The 20,758-nt window shown below is 59.4% G+C and carries 24 protein-coding genes; 11 read left to right on the top strand and 13 right to left on the bottom strand.

Annotated elements, in window-relative coordinates:
* Positions 1-226 precede the first annotated feature (226 nt).
* Together FFI94_RS15920 and FFI94_RS15915 are read right to left on the bottom strand one after the other, a co-directional pair.
* On the bottom strand, positions 227-688 hold the full coding sequence (locus FFI94_RS15920) for an Hsp20/alpha crystallin family protein (protein WP_138868707.1): 462 nt from the start codon (positions 686-688) through the stop codon (positions 227-229).
* 168 nt (positions 689-856) lie between these two features.
* Positions 857-1,144: a MerR family transcriptional regulator gene (locus tag FFI94_RS15915; protein ID WP_138873217.1), complete on the bottom strand. Its 288-nt coding sequence runs from the start codon at positions 1,142-1,144 to the stop codon at positions 857-859.
* 1,507 nt (positions 1,145-2,651) lie between these two features.
* On the opposite strand from FFI94_RS15915, the gene FFI94_RS15910 reads away from it, so the two are divergent.
* A complete protein-coding gene (locus FFI94_RS15910) occupies positions 2,652-3,830 on the top strand; it encodes an alkane 1-monooxygenase (RefSeq protein ID WP_138868705.1) in 1,179 nt (392 codons plus the stop codon).
* A 388-nt stretch (positions 3,831-4,218) separates the two neighbouring features.
* On the opposite strand, the gene FFI94_RS15905 is transcribed toward FFI94_RS15910, so the two are convergent.
* From FFI94_RS15905 to FFI94_RS15885, 5 genes are all read right to left on the bottom strand, one after another.
* Positions 4,219-4,431, bottom strand: coding sequence for a hypothetical protein (locus FFI94_RS15905; protein ID WP_138868704.1), 213 nt, complete (start codon positions 4,429-4,431; stop codon positions 4,219-4,221).
* A 468-nt stretch (positions 4,432-4,899) separates the two neighbouring features.
* Positions 4,900-5,136: a hypothetical protein gene (locus FFI94_RS15900; protein WP_138868703.1), complete on the bottom strand. Its 237-nt coding sequence runs from the start codon at positions 5,134-5,136 to the stop codon at positions 4,900-4,902.
* 181 nt (positions 5,137-5,317) lie between these two features.
* The gene (locus FFI94_RS15895) at positions 5,318-5,752 is read right to left on the bottom strand and encodes an ATP-binding protein (RefSeq protein WP_138868702.1); all 435 of its coding nucleotides are present in this window, start codon (positions 5,750-5,752) and stop codon (positions 5,318-5,320) included.
* Between the two features lie 234 nt (positions 5,753-5,986).
* Entirely contained in the window at positions 5,987-6,625 is a 639-nt protein-coding gene (locus tag FFI94_RS15890) for a class F sortase (RefSeq protein ID WP_260684490.1), read from the bottom strand.
* A 21-nt stretch (positions 6,626-6,646) separates the two neighbouring features.
* On the bottom strand, positions 6,647-7,915 hold the full coding sequence (locus FFI94_RS15885; protein WP_138868700.1) for an ice-binding family protein: 1,269 nt from the start codon (positions 7,913-7,915) through the stop codon (positions 6,647-6,649).
* A gap of 226 nt (positions 7,916-8,141) precedes the next feature.
* On the opposite strand from FFI94_RS15885, the gene FFI94_RS15880 reads away from it, so the two are divergent.
* Together FFI94_RS15880 and FFI94_RS34730 are read left to right on the top strand one after the other, a co-directional pair.
* Positions 8,142-8,879: a TetR/AcrR family transcriptional regulator gene (locus FFI94_RS15880; protein ID WP_138868699.1), complete on the top strand. Its 738-nt coding sequence runs from the start codon at positions 8,142-8,144 to the stop codon at positions 8,877-8,879.
* 821 nt (positions 8,880-9,700) lie between these two features.
* Positions 9,701-10,204 (top strand): transposase, encoded by a 504-nt coding sequence (locus FFI94_RS34730; RefSeq protein WP_138868698.1) that lies wholly within the window; start codon positions 9,701-9,703, stop codon positions 10,202-10,204.
* Positions 10,205-10,315: 111 nt separating this feature from the next.
* On the opposite strand, the gene FFI94_RS34725 is transcribed toward FFI94_RS34730, so the two are convergent.
* The 3 genes from FFI94_RS34725 to FFI94_RS15860 all read right to left on the bottom strand — a co-directional run bounded on the left by FFI94_RS34725 (position 10,316) and on the right by FFI94_RS15860 (position 12,448).
* Entirely contained in the window at positions 10,316-10,636 is a 321-nt protein-coding gene (locus FFI94_RS34725) for a hypothetical protein (protein WP_397495448.1), read from the bottom strand.
* Positions 10,637-10,736: 100 nt separating this feature from the next.
* On the bottom strand, positions 10,737-11,000 hold the full coding sequence (locus tag FFI94_RS34615) for a cyclic-phosphate processing receiver domain-containing protein (RefSeq protein WP_138873216.1): 264 nt from the start codon (positions 10,998-11,000) through the stop codon (positions 10,737-10,739).
* A gap of 533 nt (positions 11,001-11,533) precedes the next feature.
* The gene (locus FFI94_RS15860) at positions 11,534-12,448 is read right to left on the bottom strand and encodes a LysR family transcriptional regulator (RefSeq protein ID WP_138868697.1); all 915 of its coding nucleotides are present in this window, start codon (positions 12,446-12,448) and stop codon (positions 11,534-11,536) included.
* Positions 12,449-12,522: 74 nt separating this feature from the next.
* Here FFI94_RS15860 and FFI94_RS15855 point away from each other — a divergent pair, with 74 nt between their 5' ends.
* Positions 12,523-13,815, top strand: coding sequence for an MFS transporter (locus tag FFI94_RS15855; protein WP_397495447.1), 1,293 nt, complete (start codon positions 12,523-12,525; stop codon positions 13,813-13,815).
* Between the two features lie 199 nt (positions 13,816-14,014).
* Positions 14,015-14,326 carry a hypothetical protein gene (locus tag FFI94_RS15850; RefSeq protein WP_138868696.1) on the top strand — a complete coding sequence of 104 codons (312 nt, stop codon included), beginning with the start codon at positions 14,015-14,017 and terminating at the stop codon, positions 14,324-14,326.
* A gap of 815 nt (positions 14,327-15,141) precedes the next feature.
* Here the strand turns inward: FFI94_RS15850 and FFI94_RS15845 are convergent.
* From FFI94_RS15845 to FFI94_RS33700, 3 genes are all read right to left on the bottom strand, one after another.
* The gene (locus FFI94_RS15845; RefSeq protein WP_260684154.1) at positions 15,142-15,591 is read right to left on the bottom strand and encodes a hypothetical protein; all 450 of its coding nucleotides are present in this window, start codon (positions 15,589-15,591) and stop codon (positions 15,142-15,144) included.
* Positions 15,592-15,915: 324 nt separating this feature from the next.
* Complete coding sequence (locus FFI94_RS15840) at positions 15,916-16,317, bottom strand: hypothetical protein (RefSeq protein ID WP_138868695.1); 402 nt, start codon at positions 16,315-16,317, stop codon at positions 15,916-15,918.
* Positions 16,318-16,968: 651 nt separating this feature from the next.
* Complete coding sequence (locus tag FFI94_RS33700; RefSeq protein WP_185993223.1) at positions 16,969-17,130, bottom strand: hypothetical protein; 162 nt, start codon at positions 17,128-17,130, stop codon at positions 16,969-16,971.
* A 471-nt stretch (positions 17,131-17,601) separates the two neighbouring features.
* Between FFI94_RS33700 and FFI94_RS34240 the strand changes: the two genes are divergently transcribed.
* From FFI94_RS34240 to FFI94_RS15825, 6 genes are all read left to right on the top strand, one after another.
* A complete protein-coding gene (locus FFI94_RS34240) occupies positions 17,602-17,931 on the top strand; it encodes an ATP-binding protein (RefSeq protein ID WP_260684153.1) in 330 nt (109 codons plus the stop codon).
* 63 nt (positions 17,932-17,994) lie between these two features.
* Positions 17,995-18,354, top strand: a complete 360-nt coding sequence (locus tag FFI94_RS34235; protein ID WP_260684152.1) for a hypothetical protein — start codon at positions 17,995-17,997, stop codon at positions 18,352-18,354.
* Positions 18,355-18,456: 102 nt separating this feature from the next.
* A complete protein-coding gene (locus FFI94_RS34230; RefSeq protein WP_260684151.1) occupies positions 18,457-18,675 on the top strand; it encodes a hypothetical protein in 219 nt (72 codons plus the stop codon).
* Between the two features lie 544 nt (positions 18,676-19,219).
* A complete protein-coding gene (locus FFI94_RS33695; RefSeq protein WP_185993222.1) occupies positions 19,220-19,360 on the top strand; it encodes a hypothetical protein in 141 nt (46 codons plus the stop codon).
* A 165-nt stretch (positions 19,361-19,525) separates the two neighbouring features.
* Positions 19,526-19,651 (top strand): hypothetical protein, encoded by a 126-nt coding sequence (locus FFI94_RS34225; RefSeq protein WP_260684150.1) that lies wholly within the window; start codon positions 19,526-19,528, stop codon positions 19,649-19,651.
* 327 nt (positions 19,652-19,978) lie between these two features.
* Positions 19,979-20,722: a GAF and ANTAR domain-containing protein gene (locus FFI94_RS15825; RefSeq protein WP_260684149.1), complete on the top strand. Its 744-nt coding sequence runs from the start codon at positions 19,979-19,981 to the stop codon at positions 20,720-20,722.
* The last annotated feature ends 36 nt before the right edge of the window (positions 20,723-20,758 follow it).

Genomic DNA, 20,758 nt, shown 5'->3' with positions numbered 1-20,758 from the left:
TGGGCGGCACCGAAGAGTTCCATGAGGTTGGAGAAGACTTTAGTCCTCGAGATCCGCCGGTACGGTCCGTGTATCGCTACAGATATCGCGAACTCTCGCGATATCTGTTGTGCGCCTTGATGGTAACTACCTCTGGCGATCAAGGGTCGACGGGAGATGCGGTGATACCCGAGGACCGGGCGAAGGGTTCTCGGGTATCACCGTGATGTGTACGAGCAGGGGTTTGTCAGGCTTCGATCGGTACCGGCTGCGCCGTCTGATCGGTTCCGGCGTGTGAGGGTGGCCCGGAGGAGATGTCGATGCGTCGTGGTTTCGCTTTTTCGGCGATCGGCAGGCTCACTGTCAGCACTCCGTTGTCGTAGGAGGCGGTGATGCGTTCGCTGTCGATGTCGTCGCTGATGGAGAGTTGGCGTCGGTAGGTGCCGGCGAATCGTTCACCGGCCAGCCAGCTCACCCCGTCCTCGGAGGGGGCGCTGCGGTGCGCGGTCAACGTCAAGGTGGAGCCGTCGAGATGCACGTCGACCGAACCGGGATCAACGCCGGGAAGATCGGCGTGCAGGACGTAGTGGTCGTCGACTTTGTAGAGGTCCATCGGCATGAATCGTGGACTGCGGCTACTGCCGGAACCTGCGGCGAGCAGAGATTTGGTGATCGAGTCGATGTCGGTGAAAGGATCGAAACGGAGCACAGCAACGCACCTCCCATGTCGAAAATTGAAAGGTCCCCGCCACCGCGGCGGGCGACCGAACTTACTGTGCGAGAACATGTTAAACAGAGATTCTGGCACTCGGCAAGTCCGAGTGCCAGAATTTTTTGTGGAGGAATTCCGAAGGAAAGACGGCGGTGTGAATCGAATCTATTCGGGTGTGTCGCCGGACAGGTTCTCCTGCTGCTGGGTGTGCTGGAGTTCGGCATTGATACGGCGGGCTTCGGCGAGTTGATCTTCGAGGATGATGATCCGGCACGCCGACTCCAGAGGGGTACCGCCGGCGACGAGTTCGTGGGCGCGGGCGGCGATACGGAGTTGGTAGCGGGAGTAGCGACGGTGCCCGCCATCGGAGCGTTGCGGGGTGAGGAGTTTCGCAGCGTCGAGACTACGCAGGAAAGCTTGCCGGACCCCGAGGATGTCGGCGGCCTGGCCCATGCTGTAGGCGGGATAGTTTTCGTCGTCGAATTTGTCGGACAGTGCACTGCCGGGGGGTTCTACCTGAATGGGTCGCTTCTCTCTGTCAACGGACGGGACCCCCGGCGCCGTGGAGGCCGCCGGGGGTCTGGGTTGAACTTCCTTACACAACTGCACTCTTTCGAGCTTCCGGACTTCACTTGCACTGTCCGGTAGCCGCTCTCAAGGGGCTGCCGAGGCCACACACACGTACACAACTTCGGCCTCGAACCTGCCCTGCCCTGCGGTACTGCTTGCGGGTAGTTCATCTCTCCCGCACCTCGTGATTCATTCTCTCGGTACAAGAGAAAAGATACAACGGCTTGATGTGAATGTCTACCCCGGTCGCTGTAGATATTTTCCAGTGGTCTCGATAGATACGATCTCGGGGGAAAACCGCTGGATGGTTGCCGGAGGCCAGCAATGGTTGTGAACAGGCTGCCGGTGCCGGGTGTCCTTCTGGAATAATGTTCGGATGCGAAATACCTCGAAGTCCCAGTCGTTGCTCCGTGCGCAGTCCGATCGGGAGGACTCCGACAACGCCCGAGGGGGCCGTGACGACGCAGTGTCGGGCTCGGAAGGGGACTCTGAGGTGTCGGGGTCGCGCAGTCGCAGAGCTGCGATGCGGTCGGCTCGGGCGGATCTGTCGGTGCATGCGCGTGGGGTGGAGAGCATGAACGAGGCGTTGCACCCACGGGGTGATTGAGTGCCAGCGGCGCTCGCTGGCGACGCGTGAAGAACCCGTTGACGGGTGAGACTCTTGATACTTCGTATTGCAGCGATGTCGGCGCCCGGTCGGCTTCTTGGGGCAGTTATCTTATGCCCTCGTCGAGTTCGCCCCGGATGAGCGAGTGCGCATCGGTGGCCGGTAGCCGGCGTGTCGTTGGGGCTCCCTGGTGGGCGCCTCGTGAACTGTGCCTTGTGTAGTGGATAACGCTGAACCGGTTCGGCGTTGCGGGTCTCATTGTCTATGCGCCCGCTTCGGTAGGCGGCCGCCAGCGTTGGGGGTGCACGTCATGATCGCAGTCAGTCCTCCGCGCCGTCGGCTGATGGCGTCGTGGATTTCGGCCAGGATCTACCAGCGTAGACACCTTTCCGTAGCGGCGGATCCAGAGGCTTCCTGACGCCATCCATTATGACGTCGGTCACCAGTGCGAATGTATGTCCATCTACGACAAGTAGTCCTACTTCCACTGCGGTCGGCCTTACCGCCACCGGACCGGAAAACCGGAATCACCGATCAAGGCTCTGCCGCAACGTCATTCACGGCTTGCGAACCTCGGCGATGGTATCGGCAAACGACGGTGCTCTGGTTGCGGGGTAACCGAGAACTACCCGCGAATACGCACACATGGCCATTTTGGCCTTCGAATATTACCGGCAACTCGACGCGCATGTAACTTATTGCGGCGGAATGGGATACACAGGTTGTATGTTCGTCTAACGACCGGAGCCCCACCATAGTGTTGTACATGTTCGGATCATCTTGATGACCCCCACACCCGCTCCATCCGAGACCGCCAACCCTCCGCGCTGGCGGGACCGCAAACGGTACTGGTGGCCGTTGGGTCTCCTGATTCCACTGAGCCCGTTCCTGTCCTGGGTTCTCGTTGAACATCTGAGCTTGGGTTTGTTCTGGGCGACGGGGGCATGGATCTTGGTCTTGGTCATCCCGATTTTCGATCTTCTTGCCGGCGAAGACGGCCAGAGCCCACCCGACGACATGATCCCGTTGCTGCAGAAGGATCGATATTATCGGTGGTGCACATACCTTTTCTTGCCGTTGCAGTATGCCGGATTGATCTTCGCATGCTGGTGCTGGGTGAACGCGCCCATGGCCACGGGTGAGAAGATCGCTCTCGCGATGACTGTCGGTGTCGTGGCCGGTGTCGGCATCAATGCCGCGCACGAGCTGGGCCACAAGAACGAAAGCGTCGAGCGATGGTTGGCGAAAATCGTCCTCGCGCAATCGTTCTACGGGCATTTCTTCGTCGAACACAACCATGGCCATCATGTGCGGGTGGCGACACCGGACGATCCCGCCAGTGCCCGGTTCGGTGAATCATTCTGGGCGTTCTTGCCGCGCAGTGTCGTCGGCGGGTTGAAGTCGGGATGGCGGATCGAAGCGGCGCGTCTGCACCGGCGTGGGAAACGTGCGTGGGGTCCTGGGAACGCGATTGTGCAGACGTGGGCGATGAGCCTCGCGGTGTTCGGCGGGTTGATCGCAGTATTCGGGTGGGAGATCGCGCCGTGGCTGCTTTTGCAGGCCTTCGCTGGAATCTCGTTCCTGGAGGCCGCGAACTACCTTGAGCACTACGGACTGTTGCGTAACCGCAGGCCCGACGGCAGCTTCGTGAAGGTTCGACCGGAAGACAGTTGGAATAGCGATCACCTCGTGAGCAATCTGTTCCTCTTCCAGTTGCAACGTCACAGCGATCATCATGCGAATCCGCGACTGAGGTATCAGTCCTTGCGTGGCAACGCGTCGGCGCCGCAACTTCCGGCGGGGTACGCGGTGATGATTGTCTGCGCGTGGATACCGCCGTTGTGGAGGGGGATCATGGATCGCCGTGTCCTGGCCTACTACGACCACGACCTCACCCGAATCAATACCAAAGAATCGCGCAGCGCAAGGCAGAGAACAGCGCTCAGGCGAGAACCACGGTAGGCGGGCACGAAAACTTGGTTCCCGCCGAGCCCCTGGACCTACACAGCGACCAGACGCCAACACGGATCGCTGCACAATGCCCCACGACATCAAGAGGACCGAAAAGTCGGCTCCGGGTCTGTTCGGATAGTCGACTCCTGTGTTGTCCTGTCGCTTCAGTGTTTTCAGGTCGCGGCGCGGGGTGTCCGCTGAATGTCCGCACTGCCGCTGTGGTGCGTTGACATTGGCGGCTAGTGCCGTGCTGGTTGTTCGAGTGACGTCGGCCTGTACCTACTCACCCTCGTGGGAATGCACTGGCGGGCAGGGGCGGGGGTCGTGGACCACGTGTTCCCGTCATGCGTTGAGTGGCTCGGGTCGGTTCAGGCGGGAGAACCATTGCAGGCTCCGATTATTCTGGGAGCTTGCGTAATTCGGCGACGGTCAGTCCCAGTGAGTCGAGCCGAGCCATGATGCTCCTCAGTGCGATGTAGTCGGCTACCGGGCCGTGCAGGCTTGTGTATCCGCCCGCGGTTGACGCCGTGCTCATATCGGGGAAGGTGACTTTCATGCGATCCGACACATCGCCGTCGATGAGGAACTGGTAGCGAATCGGGGCATTCAAATCACTGACCCCTGACTTGTCGACGCGCCGCGTGCATGGGGAGTTTCGCTGTGTTGTCAAGTTGCTGCTTCACCCGCTTCGGGCGAACGACAAAGTTTGTGTCGGGCCAACACGGCAATTGCGAGTCACTGCTAACGAGAGAGGGAGAATCGGTTCTCGAGGTGGCTGATTATGGTTCGGGATGGTATTCGACGGCGACGACTTGGTTGTCATTTCTGCCGTAGACGGCTTTCGAGTGTATGCGGTGCCCATTGGTTTCGAGGGCGTGGACCAGAGTTTCAGCTTCGCGCCGATCGCGGAAGGTTTCCGTGTTGTGTTCGGGGGTGTACACGCGGTAGATGATGGTGGTTCCCTTTCTTCGATGGCGTCTCGCTCCTGCGTGAGCTGCTCAGTCCCCGATGCAGGTTCATCGGTGGGTCGAGCGTAATTCGCTGGGGCGCTGCGGTTGTGCTGTCATGCGGGGCCGGGTTAGGGGCGTGTCCGTCGGAGCTTGGCCGCGGTGGTGAGGAGGTACCGTTCGGCGGCGGTGTAATCGGTGGTTGTCTTGCCGGATGCGCTGTTGGTGCGGGTGATCAGTGCGAGGTAGCGGCGTCGAAGCTCGCGGGCGTCGGGTTGGGCGAGCAGGAATTCTGTGGCAGCGACGACACTGGGACTCGGCGCTGCGTATGTCGCGTTGGTAGTGGCGCGCCTTTTGCTAGCTGTCACTGCGTGCTCGGAAGGGCGGCGGCGCAGGAGTGCGCCGGGCTGTGATCGCTGGTTTCGTAATGGTTTTCCGTCAATGGGGGTAGTTGACCGGCCCGGGGTACACGTATTGGTGGATGGATCTTGTCGTGGCCCACGTGTGTGAGGTTCGGGTGTAATTGTGGACTGTTCGTGGTGCAGGGCATCACGAACCTGCCTGCACTGCTTTGCTCAGGATTATCGTTGCCGACGAGTTCCCGGGCGCCCCGGCCGCTGTGGAGGGAAACTGTTCGAGAACGATGCGGTCGATCAGCCTCTGGAGGACGAACCAACGGAATGAGGTGGCGTTGGTGTCGATCGGTGCCGTCGGTGTCGCGGTGGAAATCACTCGAAGGTGCTCGGTGTCCATGTCGAACGTGCAGGTGAGAGTGCCGGAGAGTTGAGTATGCTCCAGGAGCATGCCGGCGGCTTCGTCGACCGCGAGAACCAGGTCGGTCCGAGCGTCCACTGAGAATGGGTAGTGGGCGGCCGTGGTCCGTACAAATGCGCGCACGATCTCGAGCTGATCAGGCGATGCTGCGACGGTCAGTGAAGGCGCTGTGGTGGAGGGCGAGTGGTTTGCTCGCTCGAAGTGTGTCACGTGGGTGTGCTCCGTGTCTGGGAGCCCCGTGGCGCCCGGCGATTGGCAGTAGCATCGCGGTCGGTCGTCCGTAGTGTGAATAGCGCAGCCCGATGTCAGCGCGTCCACTCCGACTTCTGAATCTTTCTCTATCAGTGCTATTTTCGTGTCTCTGTCGTCGTGGCTGCGCAATGATCGCAGTCTGCTCGGAAGGCCTGTTTCGCGTTGTTCGGGCACTAGGATTCGACGTCCTGGCTAAACGAGGTCGGCGAAGGCGATGATGTTGTCGGTGTAGCTGCGGGCATTTTCGTCGAAAGATCCACCGCACGTGATGATCCGGAGCCCTGGGTGGTCGATGTCTCCGTACACAGTGGCGGTCGGGAAGGCATCTTTGGGGAAATGTTCGATGGTGGTGGCGGAAAATATTGCGCGGCTTCCGTTTTCGCGGCTGACAATGATGTCCGCGCCCGGTTGCAGGTTCCTCAAGTTGAAGAAGACTCCTTCGGTGCCGTGCCAGTCGACGTGGCCGGCAATGATGGCGGGGCCGGTTTCTCCGGGGGTGGGCGCCCCGGTGTACCAGCCTGCCGTTGTGCCGTCCGGCGGCACTTCCAAAGTCCCGTCGGTGTTGAGCGCGAGGTCGATAATGAGGGTGTCGACGCCGAGGGACGGAATCTCGATTCGGACGGGTTTCGATGTGTCCATTGCAGCGGCTGGTTTTGCCGTATCGGAACCGTCAACTGTTGGGGCAGCGGTGTACTCGGGCTGCGATGGTGTGTGCGGTTGTGAGAGCGTTGTGCGAGTGTCGATCTGCTCGCCGGAGCACCCGGGCGCTACCAGGATTACCGAGATAGCAAGGGCGAGAGACGTGATGACTCGGCGGCTTCGCCGAGTCATCACGGAATGAGTGTCGTTCATCTATCGACTAGTTCGGCGAATGACGAGTACCGAGGCTGCCACGATGCTGACGGAAGCGATGAGAAGAGGAATCCACGTTCTGTCCATGTTCGCGGAAGCATGTGACTGTGCACTTCCGTCACCGGTGTCGACCGATCCTCGCGGGATCTGCGTCACCTGAGGCGTCCGGTTATTGGAGGATCCTGGTGTTGTGGGCTGGGCAGTAGGCGAACTCGTTCGTGAAGTGGACGTTCCCGATAGTGGAGACGGACCGGTTGGGCTTCCGGGCGTAGAGGCAGGATTTCCTTGCAGTGGCGGAAGTCCTGGGATCACCGGTAGCGGAGGGATGTTTTTTGTGGTCGTGATGATCGGAGAGGCCACGGTGGTGGTTGTGTCCGGTGTGGCCACGGTGGTGGTGATGACGGGTGTGGCCACGGTGGTGGTGATGACGGGTGTGGCCACGGTGGTGGTGATGACGGGTGAGGCCACGGTGGTAGTTGTTTCCGGTGGTGCTGCGGTGGTTGTCGTCGGGGTCGGTGGTGTGGTCGTCACCGGTGGTGCGCAGGTGGGGGCAGTGATGGTATTCGTGTCGAGGGTGACTGCACCGTTCATGGCCAACAAGCGTCCTTCAATGGTGGCTGCGGTGGTGGCGGTGATGTCGGTGCGTGCCAACAGGTTTCCACGGAACACGGAGTTGGTACCGAGGGTGGCGGAGCTACCGACCTGCCAGAACACGTTGCACGCTTGCGTTCCGTTGATCAACGCGACAGTGCTCGAGGAGGAGGTGATCAACGTTGATCCGGCTTGGAAGACGAAGACAGCGTTGGGATCTCCTTGTGCATCGAGTGTGACTGTGCCCGAGAGTGCGATCGATTCTCCGGAGTTGTAGACACCGGAAACCAGTGTCTGCCCGGTCAAGTCGGCTCCGGTCGGCGTTGTTGGTCCTTGGCCGGCGAGAGTGTTGTACGCAGTCAGTACGTCGGGTTTGGCGCCTTGTGATACTTCGTCGCCGCCGTGGTTGGTGCCGTTGATGGTTATTTCGGACACGCCGGTGATGGTGTCGGTCGGGTATGTGCCGATATCGCCGCCGAGTGTTGTCGGTCCTGTGTTGGTGACACCGGCGCCGGCGAGGACCGAAAAGGACTTGGCTGTGCCCAAGTCGACGGCAGTCGCTGCAGCGCCGGCGATGCCGGCCGGGAAGATGGCGATCCCTGCGGCGAAGGCGGAAACTGTTGCGATACAAGAAAATCGGCTGGTTCGTATAATTCGACTAGCGGTGGGTGTTGTCATATTGAGTTCATCGTCGATTCTTCGAAGTGGGGGACCCGGGCGGCGAGATCGAGTCTGTACGGCCTGCGCCGAATTTGGCGCGAAGCACGCAACGCTGGGCGTCCTGGCGCATCCGAACAATTCGGGTATACAACGCTTGCATACGTTGTATAGAGAGGACGTGTTCGAACCGTAAACCAATCGGACCGTCCTGTCAATATGTAGGCATACGCTGTATGGTTCCGTGATGACCGGAAACTCGCCACCACCAGCTCGAACAAGCCTGAGGCCAGGGCAAGGCCGGGAGGAACCGCTCACCCGTGCCCTTGTTCTTTCCACGGCGCTGTCGATCATCGACGAGGAGGGTGCGGAGGGGTTGTCGATGCGACGACTCGGGAAAGCGCTCGACCGCAATCCGATGACCCTCTACAGGTATGCGGCCAACAAGGCAGCACTACTTGACGGTGTCGTCGAGACAATGCTCGGCCAAATCGTCATCGAGCCTTCCGACCATGATTGGAGGGAGCAACTGCACACCGTCGCGTACGAGTACCGCCGTCTTGCCCTCGAGCATCCGAACATGGTCCCATTGCTGGTCACCAGACCTTTGTCGACGCCGTTGGGACTACGTCCACCGGGAACATTGCGCTATCTTGAGGCAATTCTGGAGCTGCTGATCGGCGCCGGTTTCGCCGCAGCAGATGCTTTGCACATTTTCCGCGCAGTTTTCGGATTCCTCAATGGGCACATCCTCAACGAGCTACAGGAAATTGTCGAAAACCCTGCGGAAACCGACGACCTGCTGCGGTTGGGCCTACACAGGCTGCCGCTGGTCGAGTTTCCGAGGTTGCGGTCGATGGCCACGATCATGGCTAACTACGACGGGCTCGACGAACTCGAAAAAGGTTTGAGCATCCTCCTCGATGGGCTGGCGACGGCCGTCCCGCCCGCCGATACTCCTCCACTGGCGATCCCGATCGCCTGACCCATGGTCCTGTCCAGGCCTTGGCAGTCCGATCGACCTCCGGAAGAGGCGCGAATACTCCTCAGCGGCTGACACTTTCATAATCGATCCTGAAGATTAGGCAAGAACATTCTTCAACCGCTGTCAACAGCCGGCAATGTGGGAGTTCACGCTGACGCCGTTTACTGCAGACGGATGTTGAGAAGGATAGCTTTAGCGGAACGCGGGAACACCGAACAACCCTGCAGTCATGGCATCGGCGCTCTGTTCGTTTCTGCGTCGTCTCGTTTCTGCGTCGTCGTCGTGATCTCAGCGGATGAATACCGCATGTTCGAATACTGCCCATCCGCCAGTCGACCTCCCCGGCCGTCACCGATCCGGAGTAACAACGCGTTCGAGAAGGGCTCGCAATGGACAATTGGTGGTTGTCCTGGAGCACGTTTCCGCAGCCTGTTCGCGAGTGGCTCTGGATAATCGTGCAGCGCATTTGGCGTACCTGAGAACGGCGGCCGCACGGTGCAGTCCACGCATGCCGCCCGCACTGAAAGGTGTCAAGCGGCTTCACAAGGTCGGTGTCCGCCTTGCGCCTCTCGGCAAGTGGCCGCTCGAAGCGGCATTTCTGGGGTGGTACCCGGGGCAAAGAAACGGAACACCGACAACCCGTCAAACGAACACACCCGCAGACTTATTCCACACCACTGACCAACTCGGCCGCTCATTTCCTGGTGATGATCATCTGGAGCACGAAGCAGAACACGACAGCAGTGCCCGCTCCGACTGTAACCCGGTCACCGCGTACAGCGGCCACCTCCGCCAATGCTCAACCATGACAGTGGCTTTGCTTGCATTCGCCGCCGAGGAAGCCGTGTTTACCGGCCGGGATCGGCGAGCAGTTGCGCGAGCACGACGGTTATCGGGCGATCCAGGGTTTGCCCGGGGTCGGGCAGATCCTGGCAGCGATCTTTGTTGCCGAAATCGACGTCGCCACCCGATTCGCCGGCCCGGAACGGTTTGTGCATATGGCCCGGATGGACACCACTGCACCGCGAATCCGACACCGTGGCAACTGCGGACAGAGCACCAAACAAGGCAGTAAGCTCGTCCGCTGGGCCACGGTGGAGGCGATCCAACGTAAGACCACCGCCCAGATCGCTGCCGATCGATTGCGGGTCGAAGCTCGCCGCGGCGAGAGCATCGCGGAGATCGATGCGGCCCGAAAACTGCTCGCCGTCGTCTACTGCGGGCTTGCGGGACGGCGAGATCAGTGCGTTGGCCAAGGAACGCGGTGGGGCGTGGTCGTCGTCAAAGTCTCACCCCTATCTCGGCGTGGTCGCTCACTTGATTGACGCCGCATAGCGCTTCGTCGTAACACTCCATGGCCAACACGCCGGGCAAAGGAATGACCGGCAGTCGGGGTACAGGCCTTGTCGACCTCCCAAAGCCTGCCCGAACTTGGCTCACCACGGCCGGATCGTCTCGTAGCTGACCACGAAACCGCGTTCGAGCAGCATCTCCTCGACCTCACGGACGTTGGATCGTGGAGTTTCTTGACGAAACCCGCATCGGCGACGTCGCTGTGGCTGAATGTCGAGTTTGTGGCCGAGAGTTTCCGCAAGCGTGCGGATCGACAATCCCGGCTCGGACCAGCAGCACAGCGACCGTTCGACGGAAACTCCAGCGCAGACGCCAACATTGATGCTGCTCGCGGCGCCACACAGCGACAACGCAATCGCGACCTTCTCAGCACTGCCAACGCGGGCGCGCGCCGGCGACAGCATCGAGCGCCGACGCTTCCACCTCTAGGCCGTCCCCATTCGGGTAGCAACACACTGCTTCAGGGGGACTGATCGTCGTACAGCATTCGGATGAACTCAACCGCTACCTGCGGTGCCGGTCGATCATTCTGGTCAGCCATTCGACACCTGCCGGATTGGCGCTGTGAACGCAAATCTCCCGTGGCCACATCCTGTTTTCGCGCATCCAGAAAACGACCGAGGATGTGGTGTCCCTACCGCCTAGGTCATAGGCAAGGGAGATCCGTTCCACCATGCCGAAGCAGAGTGCATCGATAGCGCCTGAACTGGTCTTTGCCCACGTCCACCCGTCTGGTGGTTTTCGTAAGTTGTCGACCCAGAGGTTCATTGTGTATCCGTGGCCATGTTCGATTGCATTGCTAACCATCCCCCGAAACTGGGGTGAAAGTCCAGAACCTAACTTGGGTGAGTCGCCAGTGCTGTCGGTCCCGAATCCTGTACCCCCTTTGGCAGGAGGCGATAGGGACCTAGGTGAACTGCCTGTTCAGAAGCAAGTTTGGGAGGGTGAAACCGGGGGTGAATCCTCACTCAGGCGTTTAGTTGAACGTGCAAACAAACCCCGCCACGTGGGAAAATTCGCCGGTGAAAATACCTTCCAGGCGCAAACGTAGACGCTCGAGACATGTCGACAAAGCGGATCGATGGACAACACAGCTGATCATCTGCTTGTACATCCTCGCCGCAGTAGCGATCTTCTTCGGACTGCTCTATGACCGAAATCGCCTAGGTTGAGCAAACCTCGGACAGACCACCCGACGGGCGGGAAGGCGCACCGGATGCGGGCCGACTCGCCTCCCTGTACGCCCCACCGCACGATCCTCGAGTGAGTTTGTTCCACCGGAAGTTTGTGCCGCAACTGTTTTAGAGTTTTCGCCGAGATTGTCGGGGTGTTCTCATGTTGAGATCGGGGTCGGCGGTGAGTCGCAGGAATGCCCGTGCAGCGGGATTGGTGGGTGATGGTGTTCTGCCGATCAGTGCGACTTCTCTGGCGGGGTTGCCTGGGGTTAGGAGAATTTGTCGTAGGCCACTGCGTTCTGCGATGGGCTCGGGCACGACTGCGACGCCAAGGCTGTGGCGGACCAGTGCGAGGACGAGATCCATTTCGCTGGTTCGAAATGCGATGTGACGGTGCACTCCGGATTCGGCGAACAGGGCTGCGACCACTGTTTCCAGTCCGAGGCCGGCCTGAAAATCGATGAACGAGTGATCTTGTAGTTCTGCAAGTTCGATCGTGCTTCGCTCTGCCAGTGCGTGGGCCTCGCCCACCACGAGTAGGAGGCGCTCGGTGTAATTTCTCAGCGCGACGAGACCTGGCGGCAGTGCAGTCGAATCCAGCGCCACATAAGCAAGATCGAGATCGGCACTTTCTACCGCAGCGAGTAGATCCGCCGAAGGTGCTTCGATGAGGGTGACGTTGATTCCGGGATGGTGCAGATGGAACTGTGCGAGCACGGCGGGCAGGTCTACAGCTGAAAGGGTTTGGACAACGCCGAGGGCGAAACTACCTGTGTCACAGTCTTTCAAGGCATCAAGTGAATTTTGAGCATCAGCGATCTCCCGCAGGATGCGAGGAGCGTGTCGATGCAGGAGATGTCCGGAAGCGGTGAGAAGAACGCTGCGTGTGGTGCGTTCGAACAGTGTGCACCCGAGATCGTTTTCCAAAGCTCGAATCGAGGCACTGAGACCTGATTGCGACAGGTGGAGTATTTCGGCTGCTCGCGTGAAGTTCCCGAGTTCGGCCACTGCAGCGAAGTGTGTGAGTTTTCGAGAATCCATTCAGTGATATTACTTCTCAATAGGATCATAATAAGTTGTTGGACAGCACAGTGGGTTCCCTGAACGATGGGGCCATGATTGAAGGTCGTCGATCGCATCCTCGCACTCATGAGCGCGCAGCACTCTCGGCAGAATCTCGGATGAATCCGAAACTGGTGGTGGTGATGGCGCTGGCATCCGGACTTGTGGTCGCCAACAGCTACTACGCGCAACCGTTGGTCGGGTCCATTGCTACTACTTTCGACGTGTCGAGCACCTCAGTGGGTCTCGTCGTTACAGCGAGCCAAGTCGGGTATGCCATAGGTCTAGCGTTGTTGGTTCCGTTAGGCGATCTGCTCGAGCGGCGCCGACTTCTGACCTTCATGCTTGTCGGCACTGCTGCCTGTCTGGTGGTGATGGTTTTTTCGTCGACTTGGCAGATTCTCGCGTCGGCCGCGGTACTGGTGGGACTGGGTTCGGTGGTAGGACAGATACTGGTTCCTTTCGCCGCTGCGCTGGCTCGCGAGGACGAGCGTGGCAGAGTGATCGGTAACGTGATGACCGGGCTCCTGCTCGGTATTCTGCTCTCCCGTGTGATCGCTGGTCTCGTTGCCGGAATCGCTGGATGGCGAGCGGTTTTCGTTGTTGCGGCGATATTGACGTTGTTCACGTGTGGACTGGTGCGACTGTTGCCGAGGTCGGTGCCGGAGACGCAAATATCTTATCGTGAACTGCTCACGTCGGTAGTGGCACTGGTTCGGGAGGAATCAGTTCTGAGATCCCGGATGTGGTTCGGAATGCTCACTTATGCGTCTTTCGGCGTGTTGTGGACAAGTATCGGCTTTCTGCTCGCCGGACCGGATTATGGCTGGTCCGAAACCCGCATTGGTTTGTTCACGGTGGTCGGCGTCGCGGGCGCCTTGGCCGCTCGGTTTGCCGGCGTCCTCGCAGATCGAGGTTGCGCACGGATGCAGACCGGAGTGTTCGTCGCGTTGACAGCGCTGAGTTTCATCCTGCTGGCGATCGGTGAGCGTCACGTGATTGCGTTGGCGGTCGGGGTCGCTTTACTGGACCTGGGAGTTCAGGGCACCCACATTAGCAATCAAAGTATCTTCTACCCCTTACGTCCTGATGCGCGTAGTCGCCTCAATACCGCGTACATGACGGCGTATTTCACGGCCGGTTCGATCGGTAGTGTCCTCTCCGCCGCCGTCTACCCGTCCTTCGGCTGGAGCGGTGTGTGTCTGCTCGGGGCGTCGTTTCCTGCTGCAGCGAGCCTAGTGTGGTGCATCGAGTACTTACGTGATCGTAAAAAGGTGGTGCCCGACAACCTTTTTCATTCGCGTCAGATGAATGCAGATTCGACGGCAGGCGAGCCAGCTGGATAGAGGTCGTCGGAGTTGGTCCACCGAGGTCGCTGACATGTGTGAGCGACGTCGAGCTACTAGTTGGCCTTTCTCCCGTGTCGAGTTGCTGAGGTAAGCAGCGCAGTTTGCTTGACGTGAATAGGTCAGATTGAATCTGAAAGTAGCTGCAAGGTAGGAAGATAGACATTTTCGTGGGAGTGATGTGTGCGACTGAGTCGGCGTGATTGTTGAGATCGACAACCCGGTCGGCTACGACGGCGACAACGAGCGCTACGCGAGGGCGAACACCCCAACGGACGTCGTCGTCGAAATGTTCTTCGGGACCGGACCCGGTCAACTGCACATCAATAAGTTCGAATTTTACGCACCCCAATACTTCGGTGCACTGCACAACGCGAATGTCGGTGCGGGTGGCTGCGATCTGTACCCACGCTTGTCCGAACTTACACCCCACGCTCCCCGGAGACAGCTCGTCACTTCCCGGAACGGGTTCGTCGTAACGGGCCTGACGCCAACGCTATCGGCACGGTGAGATCCTTGAGCTGCAGCGTCAGCCGTCGAGGGGCCTTGCCGTATTCGAGCAGGGGCCGGCGGCCGCGTCGTGGTGTCGGTCGAAGTTGTGTGGGCGATCGGACGCTGGCAAATCAGTGAGCACGCATCGACGGCCGCCGTTGAGTCCTGTCGACAGCAGGTGGAAGCTGATCAAGGTACGGCGCTTTGGATTCCGGTCTACGTCGCAACATCGAAGGGGGTTTGTTGCCTAGTAGGGCCGTGAATAGCTCTGTCGGACAACTGTCTTGTAGGACGACCCTGGGACGGTTGCTGAGTTCGTTCTCGACGGCTAGCAAATGGTCCGGCGAAGTCACTTTTTTGATGAGGTGCTCGCGTTGGGTGATACTGGCAGTGAAGACTTAGAGGATTAGTCATGACGGTTCGACACCACAACGCGCTGCGCATGTGACTGACGCGCAGATCAATGCAACGCGGGCCAAGTTGATTATCGACAAGAAGTTGAAGAGGGCGTCGAAGCCGCAGATCATGAGGTTGGCTCGGCTTAGAACTAGTGGTGAGCGGCGCCTCATCGTCAGCTGATCTCTCAGTGCTCGGCAGGCGAGGTTCGGCCGCTTCCTGAAAATGAACCAACGCCGTCCCGGATGCTGGACGGCGTTGGTGTTGTCTGTAGGGCCTTTGCTCCACTACGCCGCGTGTTCGGTTTTGGTGGTCCACTTCGGCAAGCGATCGAACACGGTGTGGGAATGATCAACAGTTAGTCCGAGGCATCGCAGCGGGAGGACGCACCTGAACGTTGTGTTGAGGAATTTGTGAAGATTATGTCTTGCCGTGCGGTCATGAAGAGGATGGTGGTTGCTTTGGGGTTCGTTGGAGGAAGGGGTGCGGCCAGGCGCCTAGAGCGAGCACGGCGAGGGTTGTCTGAATGATGCCGGTGGCGAAATAGATGCCGTGCAGCGGTGACCAGACGAGGATGATGGCGATTTCGACGAAGACCCAAATCATCATGATCAGGCCGGCTGCGGCGTGTAGACCCCATGCCAGTGTGTACCTGCGGAAGTGGGCAACGAGTGTGAGTGCCTGGCTTCCGCCGACGATGATGCCAAGGATGATGCCTGGCCAAAAGTAGGAAGCGAAGACGGTTCCTTCGATCCATTCCGGGGGGAGACCGAACCCGCCACCGGCGGTTAGTCCAGCCATTCCGAGGAGGGCGGAGAGCAGGTTGAACCATGCGACGACGGATAGGCCGATTCGGAGAGGGCGCGGGGGGAGCGGCGCAGGTTTCATGACTGTCACGATAGTGTGATGCCGCTTATGCGTCGCTTAGGCCTATTACTGGTGCCGGTCGTTTGATCCACTGGATTTGATTGCCGCTCAGCTTGTTCGGGTGGTGCAGGGCACGCATCTCAGCGGTAGTTTGTTGCTCGGCTGCCCAGAGCTGGCGCAGGTTCAGAGGATGAATCACCTTGGTGGTCAGCTAGATTCGTCTATTTATAGTTGACTGCTGATATTCCGTGGCGTCAGCGAGTAAATGCAACACGGTAGCTCTGTGCGACTTCCAGTCCTACCTCGTCGCGCGGCAACCAGGTAGGACACGCTGGACCCAGACAGTCACTCGCTGCGTCGTTCGAACATGCACACGCCCCAGTGCCCGTCTTCGGCGACTAGTGAAATCTGTGTTCGACTAGGAGTGGGGGCAGCGCCGTCGAATTGGACTGTGATTTCGACTGGCACTCGCGCCGAATCGCCCTCTATGATCGGCTCTTCGACGGCGGTCAGAATCGTCTTCGATGGAGGAACCGTTGCGCTGTCATGCTGCGCGGCGGAACATGAGGTCGCGTTGAGTCCGGCGACGTCGCCGGCGTTGTAGGCGTCGAAATACCGACGGACGGTGTCGGCGATATCAGCGGCGTCTGCTGGCCCTGACGACGCAGGCTGGTCGCGGTCGTTGGCGCATCCCCAAAGCCCACCAAGTAAGACAATCGCTACCGCTGTGAGCACGAGTTTCCGCACCGTTCGAACCGTACCGCCTCGAACGGTGCGCGAAGGAATCGAAGTCCGACGGGTCTACCAGGATTCATGGGAGGGGAAGAATCGTATGAGACGTCGCCGAATTTGATTACTTAGGTCGGGCTCCTGTAAAAGGTCGAATCGGCTGACATCGAGCGCTGCGGCAATCTTGCTCATCGAGGCCCCGAAACTTTCATCGTGTGAGCTTGCGCAACGACGGTGCCGGTGAGCGCGGCAGGTCTACTCCACGGCATGGCCGTATTTGCTCCGGTGTTCTGAGCATCAAACTTGGTGAGTCTGAGCACCAACCGTTCCGGAGTCGGTCGCAGTAACGTGGTGACAGGTCAGTCCCGCTGCTCGACGACCTCGGTAGCTGATTCGGTTCGAGCACACCTTTTGTATTGAAGTTTGCGGTACCTCCGGCCAGGACTGAAGAATCGGTTCGCTCGATCCGGCAGTTGTCACTGTCAGTTCGTCTGCCGGCACCGGATTTATCGAGGAACCGCAGACGATCCTGCGCTACCCGACGCTGTTTATTGCCGCCGATATGGGTACGAAAATCGTTGCTCCGCTCGTAGTCAGAGCCGGCGTGGCAAAGCGTGCGTAGGTGAAACCGAACAGAGCCGACGACTGACTGCGACGACGCTTCTTATATCAGAAATAGGTGAGCAGGACTCCAGCAACCGTGAACACCAGCGCAGTCCACCGGATGAGAAGCCCAATCATCAGGTGCACGAACGAGAGCGTCAGGGCCAAGAAAGCCACACTGAGCCACGTCGTGGGCGATCGGTTGTCTCGTTTTTCTTCGAGCGTCATCGTGTCAGTCTCACCGACCCAGCGCCGTTCATTGGGAGATGCAATCAAATCGACATGCTCTTCCTACACCAGCAACTGAAATGAGTTGAGAGCAGTTTTGCGGGTTGGGTGTGCATTTTGACCGTCGAGATGCCGGACGATTTTCCTGCGTGCAGACCTGTAAACCGGAGCGTGACCATCAGGGCATAAGAACGTCCAATGGGGTTCTCCACCAATGCTTCCCGCGTGTACCGACCTGGCAGCACACAGCGTCGACAAACTCTTGGCAGTCGCGGAGGAGCTTGACGGCCGACCCCGGAAATCGCTCGACTGGGACACCCCTGCGGAGCGCCTGAGTCCTTTACTGGAAGTCTCGTCATCACAAGTGTTGCGACGAGGGCTGGAATCCAATTTTTGCGTTCACGTTTGGTGTGTGCGTGACCATCTCCCCCTATAGTCGTATATCCAAAAAATGGATATGTATTTATACAGTTGGATATTGACCTCGAGTTGAACCCGTTCACCCCCGGATCAGGGCTGCGTCCGCCCGCACTCGAAGGCCGCAACGACCAGATCGACGCGTTCGATCTTCTTGTCGCGCGCAGCAAACGCCGCAATTACGACCGCGGAATGATCCTCTCCGGACTGCGGGGCGTCGGGAAGACGTCGTTGCTCAATTATCTGGCCCATCATGCCGACAACCAGGGCTGGCTGACCATCAGTATCGAAGGCCGCCCCAGCACCTCCGGTATCGCGGCTGTGCGCAGAACCCTCGCGCAGGAACTGTCGTTGGGTTTGCGTCGCTACAGCCGCAAACAGTGACTCAAGGACAGCGTCGACGATCTGGTTGCCCAGGCTCGAAACTTTTCGGTAGGTGCATCGGTTATGGGTTCCACTGACAACGTTTCTGTGCCTCGCCCACAGATAGATCCGGGCTATATCGCGATAGACCGCGAAGCGAACTGCGAAGTTCTGCGTCCGCGAAAAGGTGCGTTCGGACTGTTCATCGACGAGATGCAAGACCTTGAACAGGACTTTCTCGCCGCGCTCGTGGCGTTGCGCACGAAGCGAACCAGCGGCAGTGGCCGTTCTTCGTTATCGGTGCAGGTCTGCCTTATCTGCCCGCTGTTCTCGCGTACTGCTGCTCATACGCTGAAGGGCAGTTTCTGTACAGAAGATCGGGCCGTTGGCGCCCATAGATGCAGCGGACGCATTGCGGATTCCTGTCCAGGCGCACGGCGGTGATTTCACTCCAGAAGCGTTGGACGTGCTCGTCGAAACGAGTGGCGGCTATCCGTATTTCCTGTCCAGGCGCACGGCGGTGATTTCACTCCAGAAGCGTTGGACGTGCTCGTCGAAACGAGTGGCGGCTATCCGTATTTCCTGCAGGAGTACGGCAAAGCGATCTGGAACATTGCACCAGGCACGCCGTTCGAGCTCGCGGATGCACTCGGCGCTGTCGAGGTCGGCCGACGGCACCTCGACGACGGGTTCTTCCCGTTGCGGTGGGATCGGGCAAACCCCGAGGGAGCGGAAATATTTGGCGGCGATGTCCACTCTCGGTGAGGACCACCCGCGGTCTGCGAAGGTCGCCGAGGCGATGGGATCGACTGCTGCGGGAACAAGTGAGGTGCGGAATTCAGCGATCAAGCGTGGTCTGATCTGGGCTACTAAGCGTGGACGCCTGCCGCTGCGTACGACGGTGTGGGTATTTCTCCAATTAGACTCTGTCGCAGTGCATTAACTCATCAAATGGACGATCCGCATAGAATTGGTCGCGCGATGCGGTACGTGCGCTCCCGGACATCTCAGAGCATTCCGCACCGCAAGCGCAATTGTGTCGTTTGCAGGTTGGCTCATTCTGAGCACGGAGAATGCGGTGCGGTCCAGGACTGAACAGCGGCTCGGTCAACGGTTTGCCGGCCAGTTCCAGCGATGGGCGGTGCGCCATCGTTGGTAGATCGCTCCGGTCAGCAATGCGATCGAACTGGTGAGCAGTAGCGTCGGGAACAGAGAAAGAGTTTGGGCGAGGGAGCGCGCCGCAGTGCCGGTGGCACGGCCAGCAGGCGGAACCGATCGGCAATGTCGTTTGAATTTTCATGATCAACGCATGCTGAACGGATCTTCGCCGCGCCGACTTCCGGATCTTCGGCTCATCGCCCACCGACTCCTTCTCGGAATCACTCTCGCCGCGATGAACGTGCTGATCCTGCGATACTGGCATCTCGAACGCGACCTGCCCGGCGCCTAGGGGCACTCCTCAGGAGCGCGGCCCAAGTCTGAAGGCCGGAGTTCTGGCTCGGGGCGAAGTCGGTGCCGACGTCGCCAAACCTGTCACTCAGGGACAGAGGTTCCGGATTTTCATTTGATTGTACGGGTGAGGGTTTGAGTGATTCGGTAGGACATCGCCTGGCTGATGTCGAGCGACCTCGTGGACGACCGCCATTTCACCAGGCAAGCCGAACAAGCTGAGGCGGAGCGCAATGGTATTTCCGCGCCGGACTGCGCCAGGAAGATCTTGGCATCGCTCGAGCGCAAATGATGTTGTCCGACAGTATATTACGAAAACAAATTTTGAAGGTGGCATGGCTGACGTCCCGTCTTCGACAAAGTAACGGCGAGTTCGCATGCCAGATCGAGCGACTGTCAATCGAGACACCAACCGCACCTTTTCCTGAAGCCGCTGGGATCTGAAAAGGGGCCTTTTTGGTTTCGCCCACCGTCTCATGTGACGGACTCGCCTTGTGCCGGGTGCCCCGTGGCCCAGATGGCGGCGTGGAAAGGGAATTCGAGTAGTCTTCGATCCCGGTCGGTAGTCGGCGCTCCGACCCTGTTTTTGGTGACACTGCGGGTGGAAGGAAGAATGACAGTGGAGACATCGAAGGAGTCGGTCCTGGATGTTTACGAGCGGATTTCTCAGCTGGCACGAACGGTGCACGGAACGCATACCGGTGGGGTGAAGACTCCGTCGGAGGTGCTCGAGGAGGTCACCGAGGCCGCGGCCAAGCTGCTTCATGGTGTCGATCATGCGGGGATAACGTTGGTGCGCCGCCTTCGTCCCGGGCACCGTCCGGAGCATTTCGAGTCCGTAGCAGCCACCGGTACAGTTCCGACACGGTTCGATGTACTGCAGCACGAGCAGGGTGAGGGACCGTGTTTCGATGCGATCTGGTTTCATCAGACGGTCCGAATCGTCGATGTGGTGTCGGACCCGCGGTGGCCCGCGTTCATGACAGCGGTGCGGGAGCAGACTCCGATTCGATCCGTGTTGTCGATCCAGCTTTATACCGATGGCCAGGAACTCGGCGCGCTGAACCTGTTCTCGGACACTGCCGGCGGGTTCGACGCCGAAACGGAGGAGCAGGCGATCAATCTGGCCACGCATGCGGCCATTGCGCTTTCGAGTGCACGCCGCGGTGAACAGTTTCGCAGTGCACTGGCCTCACGTGATCTGATCGGCCAAGCCAAGGGCATGATCATGGAGCGTTTCGACGTTGACGCCATCGCGGCGTTTCAGATGGTTCGGACACTCTCACAGGAAATGAACGTATCCGTGCTCGAGTTGGCGAGGAGGGTCACCTTCCGCGAGATGCCGGTGGTCGGTAACGAGTAGCATCCACTGCAGGGAACTGGCGCTGGAAAGTGTTGT

Origin of the sequence: Rhodococcus sp. KBS0724, from assembly GCF_005938745.2 — a bacterium.
Lineage (GTDB): Bacteria > Actinomycetota > Actinomycetes > Mycobacteriales > Mycobacteriaceae > Rhodococcus_F.
Note: the sequence above shows the minus strand (reverse complement) of the source record. Positions and strands in the feature narration are given on the sequence as shown.

Excerpts from the sequence above, each read along its gene's own strand:
- FFI94_RS34725 (WP_397495448.1), bottom strand. The coding sequence starts at position 10,636 with ATGCTGTCGCCGGCGCGCGCCCGCGTTGGCAGTGCTGAGAAGGTCGCG.
- FFI94_RS15910 (WP_138868705.1), top strand. The coding sequence starts at position 2,652 with ATGACCCCCACACCCGCTCCATCCGAGACCGCCAACCCTCCGCGCTGG.
- FFI94_RS15860 (WP_138868697.1), bottom strand. The coding sequence starts at position 12,448 with ATGGATTCTCGAAAACTCACACACTTCGCTGCAGTGGCCGAACTCGGG.
- FFI94_RS15880 (WP_138868699.1), top strand. The coding sequence starts at position 8,142 with ATGACCGGAAACTCGCCACCACCAGCTCGAACAAGCCTGAGGCCAGGG.
- FFI94_RS34225 (WP_260684150.1), top strand. The coding sequence starts at position 19,526 with ATGTCGAGCGACCTCGTGGACGACCGCCATTTCACCAGGCAAGCCGAA.
- FFI94_RS34615 (WP_138873216.1), bottom strand. The coding sequence starts at position 11,000 with ATGAACCTCTGGGTCGACAACTTACGAAAACCACCAGACGGGTGGACG.
- FFI94_RS15890 (WP_260684490.1), bottom strand. The coding sequence starts at position 6,625 with ATGACTCGGCGAAGCCGCCGAGTCATCACGTCTCTCGCCCTTGCTATC.
- FFI94_RS33700 (WP_185993223.1), bottom strand. The coding sequence starts at position 17,130 with ATGACGCTCGAAGAAAAACGAGACAACCGATCGCCCACGACGTGGCTC.
- FFI94_RS15855 (WP_397495447.1), top strand. The coding sequence starts at position 12,523 with ATGATTGAAGGTCGTCGATCGCATCCTCGCACTCATGAGCGCGCAGCA.
- FFI94_RS15845 (WP_260684154.1), bottom strand. The coding sequence starts at position 15,591 with ATGAAACCTGCGCCGCTCCCCCCGCGCCCTCTCCGAATCGGCCTATCC.
- FFI94_RS15885 (WP_138868700.1), bottom strand. The coding sequence starts at position 7,915 with ATGACAACACCCACCGCTAGTCGAATTATACGAACCAGCCGATTTTCT.
- FFI94_RS15915 (WP_138873217.1), bottom strand. The coding sequence starts at position 1,144 with ATGGGCCAGGCCGCCGACATCCTCGGGGTCCGGCAAGCTTTCCTGCGT.
- FFI94_RS34235 (WP_260684152.1), top strand. The coding sequence starts at position 17,995 with ATGGGTTCCACTGACAACGTTTCTGTGCCTCGCCCACAGATAGATCCG.
- FFI94_RS33695 (WP_185993222.1), top strand. The coding sequence starts at position 19,220 with ATGCTGAACGGATCTTCGCCGCGCCGACTTCCGGATCTTCGGCTCATC.